Genomic DNA, 5,140 nt, shown 5'->3' with positions numbered 1-5,140 from the left:
TTTTTAGCCATTTAATCTATGATACAGGAACAGATGTGCTTTGTCGACGGTTAATTACTGTAAAATTGCTAATTTTTCAATGTGTGTGTGGATTCACAAGAATTGTAGAAGTTGTCCTCTATTAACGAACGAGAGCAGGGTGTTGACAATTGAAGTAAGTGGCAGTATTCTTAAGTATATGAAGTGAATTATATTATATTGTATTGAATTGAAAAAATGAAGTTTTAAGCCACAATGAGTTTCGTTACAATTCATGCAATCAATCGTATACAGTTGAACCGTCTATATACTCTAGATCTCATGAATTGACTCGACTATTATTGTGTCTTAAAACTAGGAGGGGAACCATGGATAAACTTGAAAAACTGTTTGAAACAGAAAGAATAAATGTTGTAGAGGCAGTGGAATTTGAAATAGATCGTGTCATAACAATGGAAGAGGATCCTGAAAATAGGAATTTCATATGGCAGGGAACCTATGAGGAACATCTGGAGGAAATTGGAAGTGACTCCGCATATCTTCTTGCTTTCAAGAAAAAGGATGGAGACGTACTGGTGGGTTACTGCCTTATAAGATTGGATAAAAAATCCGAAATCTTCGAACTTAGAAGGATAGCAATAACCGAAAAGGGAAAAGGCTACGGCCGAGAAGTCATGGAAGGGATATTCAAGTTTTGTTTTGAGGATCTTCATATGAACAGGTTTTGGCTTGATGTCTATCCGGATAATGTAATTGGCATTAAGCTATACAAGAGTCTGGGGATGTTCTACGAGGGAACTCACAGACAGTCCTACAAGAGCGAAAGGGGATACCTGGACCAGATGATTTTTTCAATGCTTAAGGATGAATATTATAGGAAGAAGAAACAGTAGAGATTTGACAGGAACAGTCAGGAGTTAGTTCCATTTCACATAATAGAAGCCTTGTCGGAGGACGTATTAAGGAAGTTTATAGCGATGGTTACTGCAAAAATGATGATAGAGCCCGATTAGGCTCTATTTTCTTTTTTAGATGTATAGCTAAAACAATATCTGTATCTCGTAAATGGCATTGTAGTAATCCTCAATATATTTTTCATATTCAAAAGCTATTACCACTCTGGGATTCGTCTTGTGTTTTGATTCAATGTATTTCATGAGAGGTGTCACATCCATGTCCTTGTTCAACAGCCTTGTACAGTAGCAGATGTAGTCTCCTTCAGGAAGGACTTTTATATGAGGAGTATCAATGTCAGGCTTTTCGCTTAGAAGCATGGTTGCAGAAATAGGTTTTGAGACATTATCCAGCAATGATTCGTAATCGATGAAGTAGCCATACTGTCTGAAATATTTGATATCTCTGAATTTCTTGGAATAAAGCCTACTGTGGAGAGCTATGTCCAGATCCTCTATGATCTTTGTTCCTGAATCCAGAGTCTTGAATATATGTCTTTCTGGAAAATGTCTTTTATATATAAGGTTGTCAAGATCGTTTATGTCCGAGGAGGAATAATAGGAATCAATCCATTCAATCTTGTCTATCATGTCCTTGATTTCGTTGATTTCCCTTTCCTTTTCTTCCCTAATCTCTTGAAGGATGAATTTGAATTCATTTCCGTCTCCTGATTCGAAAACTCTCCTTATTTGTTCAAGTGAAAGACCGATAGATCTGAAATATTTAAGTCTGCTAAAATAATGGAACTGGTCGAAGGTATAATATCTATAGCCTGTGGATTCATCCACATATGAAGGAACTATCAGTTTTATCTTGTGATAGTGTCTTATGGAATGTACGGAGATTCCGTATATTTTTGATACTTCTCCAATCGAATAATGTTTTTTCAAGTTGATTCCTCCCTATCTATATATAATAAACTTCTTAAAATGAAATTGTCAAATTTTCTTTTAATTAAACTCTAGAACTATGCTAGAGTTTTGCATTGTTTGATGTACTTATGAGAGATATTCAGGATTATATGCTACGAAATCTGATAATTAAGGCTTTATATGATTGGATTTTTCATAAAAAAACTGTTTTTTATGTCTTGACTCTACAATAATTAGAGATAGTAGAATGATGTTAAGAAATGAAAGGAGGAAGTAATGAAAACTAATTTTATGACGGAACTAACTCATCAAGGATCCAAGGTCAATATTCCGTCAGCATCAGTGCCAAAGGTTGCCCCCATATATATGACATCAGCCTATACATTCGATGATTCTGAAGTATGCAACGACGTTTGCTACAACAAGGTTGACGGATATCTTTACGGTAGCTACGGTAATCCTACGACGGACTGTTTGAATGAGCTGGTAAAGGCAGTTGAATGCGGTGAAGCTGCAGAGGTTTTTGCTTCAGGAATGGCTGCAATAACATTGGCAATAATATCCCAAGTTAAAGCGGGAGATCATATTATAGCAAATAGTGTAATATACGGCAATGCATTCAAGTTGTTGAAAGGTGAGATTGAATCCAAGTTCGGAATCGAAGTATCAATGGTTGACTTGGGTGAAGATGATCTACACAAGTATTTCAAGGAAAATACTAAGGTTGTATATGCAGAGACTATTGCCAATCCTATGATGAACGTGCTGGATATTGACAGGATTTCAAAGGTTGCCCATGAATTTGGTGCAAAGCTAATAATTGACAATACCTTTGCAACACCAATTGTATGCCAACCCTTGAGGCATGGTGCGGATATTGTAGTCCATAGTGCTACAAAGTTCTTGAACGGACACAGCGATATTATGGCGGGAGTCATAGTGTCAAGCAAAGAGAATATCAACAAGGCTGTAGACTTGTCCCATACTTTTGGACCTATAATAAGCCCATTTGATGCATGGCTGTTGACAAGAAGTATGAGGACACTAGAGTTGAGAGTAAATCAGCATTGTGACAATGCAATGAAGCTTGCAGAGTTTCTTGAATCCCATGAAAAAACTGGAAAGGTGTTCTATCCGGGATTGAAGACATTCGAGGATTATGAGATTGCCAACAATATGTTCAATAACGACAAGTATGGTGGAATGCTTGCCGTTGACCTTGGAAGCTACGAGAATATAGCCAAATTTGTTAAGAAATCAAAGCTTGCAAAGATAGTTCCGAGTCTTGGAACTTTCACAACATCTTTATGTGACACTACAATAACACACAGTGGAATGACGCCTAAAGAAAGAAGAGAGATGGGACTTCCTGAAGGTCTTCTCAGGATCTCCATAGGACTTGAAAATATTGAAGACATAATTGAAGAATTTGACAGAATACTGAATGAAATATGATATGATTTAACTGTAATCAAACTAGTCGGAAAAATTTGCAAAAAATAATATAATTTTAAAGAGGAGTATTTAAATGTTTGAAAAAGCTAATAAACCGTTGATATTATTTTCACTATTGATTATGGCAGCCTTGATGCTGCCAATGGGACTGTTTCCTGAGAAAAGTGCAGAACTTATTGGAAATGTTTTTGGATTTATAACTATGGACCTTGCATGGCTGTTTATGTTAATAGGCGTAGTATGTCTGGGAGTGGCAATATTTTTAATAGGCAGCAAGTATGGAGATATTAAACTTGGTGGAGCAGATGCGGAGCCTCACTACAAAACTTTCACATGGATAGCAATGATGCTGTGTTCGGCCCTTGCAGCAGGAATTCTTATATTCGGAATGATAGAATGGATGTATTATGTGACTGGAACACCTTTTGGAGTAGAACCTATGTCTACAGAAGCCTATGAATATGCTTCAGCCTACGGTATGTTCCACTGGGGATTCTCAGCCTGGTCCTTCTATCTTTTACCTGGTATTGCAATAGGATACATGTATTGGAATAGAAAGGTTGGATCTCTACTTGTTTCCGATGCCTGTTCTGAAGTACTGGGAACAAAAAAAACAAGCCATAGGGTATTGAGATATCTTGTGGATGGATTCGTAGCATTCACATATATAGGTGGACTTATGACTACCATAGCTTTGGGAACACCGGTTATGGCTGAACTGATCAGTTCACTAACAGGTATGCCAAATACATTTGGACTTAGAATTGCAGTCATAGTGGTATTCTGTATTTTCTTCATGCTCTCTACATCAAAGTCAATTGCAAAGGGTATGGCGAAGATAAGCAACTTCAATATAAAACTAGCAATCGGATTCTTTGCTTTCATACTAATTGTTGGACCAACAAACTTTATGCTTAATAACTTTACAATGGCTGTGGGAAAAAACATCGATGAATTCTTTAAGATGAGCTTCTATACGGATGCAATAGCACAAACAGGATTTGTACAGGGATGGACTATCTTCTACTGGGCATGGTATGTAGGTCTTGCTATTCTTACGGGAGTATGGATTGCCAGGATTTCGTATGGTCGTTCTTTTAGAGAAATTGCTATAGCAACTGTTGTATGGGCGCCTATAGCATGTTGGATAACGTTCGCTATCCTTGGAAACTACGGAATGAGCCTTGAACTTTCAGGAGAGCTAATGCTTTCTCAGATCATATTGGAGCAGGGAAGCAGTGCGGCTACGCTGGCAGTACTTCAAACACTTCCTTTAGCATCACTGGCCATTATAGTATTCCTGGTCTTGATTTTCTTCAATCTTGCCACATCCGCAACGGCAATGGCTACATCCTTGTCAATTCTAACATCTGTAGGTCTTAAGGAAGACGAAGAGCCTAATAAATACTACAAGCTTTTCTGGTCATTTATCTTTTTGGCATTGCCTGTATCAATACTGTTCCTTGAACATAATGTTGAAGGACTCAATATACTTAACACAATTAAGTCCCTTACGACCCTCTATGCGATACCGGTTCTTTTCGTAATGGCGTTATTGATAGTTTCTTTTGTAAAAGCAATCAAAAAAGATATTCAGAGTGGAGAAATCTTGAATTCAATAGAATCACACAAGAGATTTAAATGGATGAATATTCAAACGGAAACAAGTGAAAAAGTGAAGTTGAAGATGAAATAGGAGGGATTTTAATGTTGGATGAATTTAAATCAATTGACTGGAATCAAGCTGTGGAAATAACACAGGATCTTGTAAAGGTTAACAGCTATATACTTGAAGGAAAGGTACAATTACTGGAATATATTAAGGGATACATTGAAAACAACACAGCTGTTGAAGTGGAGATTTATGACATAAATACTGA

Annotated in this window: 4 protein-coding genes; 3 read left to right on the top strand and 1 reads right to left on the bottom strand. The window is 37.0% G+C overall.

The window, feature by feature from the left end:
- The first annotated feature begins 347 nt into the window (after positions 1–347).
- Positions 348–872 carry a GNAT family N-acetyltransferase gene (locus tag AC3AX0_RS06845; RefSeq protein ID WP_487549561.1) on the top strand — a complete coding sequence of 175 codons (525 nt, stop codon included), beginning with the start codon at positions 348–350 and terminating at the stop codon, positions 870–872.
- Between the two features lie 147 nt (positions 873–1,019).
- On the opposite strand, the gene AC3AX0_RS06840 is transcribed toward AC3AX0_RS06845, so the two are convergent.
- Positions 1,020–1,823 (bottom strand): MerR family transcriptional regulator, encoded by an 804-nt coding sequence (locus tag AC3AX0_RS06840; protein ID WP_487549560.1) that lies wholly within the window; start codon positions 1,821–1,823, stop codon positions 1,020–1,022.
- A 258-nt stretch (positions 1,824–2,081) separates the two neighbouring features.
- On the opposite strand from AC3AX0_RS06840, the gene AC3AX0_RS06835 reads away from it, so the two are divergent.
- Positions 2,082–3,260, top strand: coding sequence for a trans-sulfuration enzyme family protein (locus AC3AX0_RS06835; RefSeq protein ID WP_487549559.1), 1,179 nt, complete (start codon positions 2,082–2,084; stop codon positions 3,258–3,260).
- A gap of 73 nt (positions 3,261–3,333) precedes the next feature.
- Positions 3,334–4,956 (top strand): BCCT family transporter, encoded by a 1,623-nt coding sequence (locus tag AC3AX0_RS06830; RefSeq protein WP_487549558.1) that lies wholly within the window; start codon positions 3,334–3,336, stop codon positions 4,954–4,956.
- Positions 4,957–5,140 lie beyond the last annotated feature (184 nt).

It is taken from the genome of Dethiosulfatibacter sp., assembly GCF_983023055.1.
This window is presented reverse-complemented; position numbering and strand designations above follow the sequence as displayed.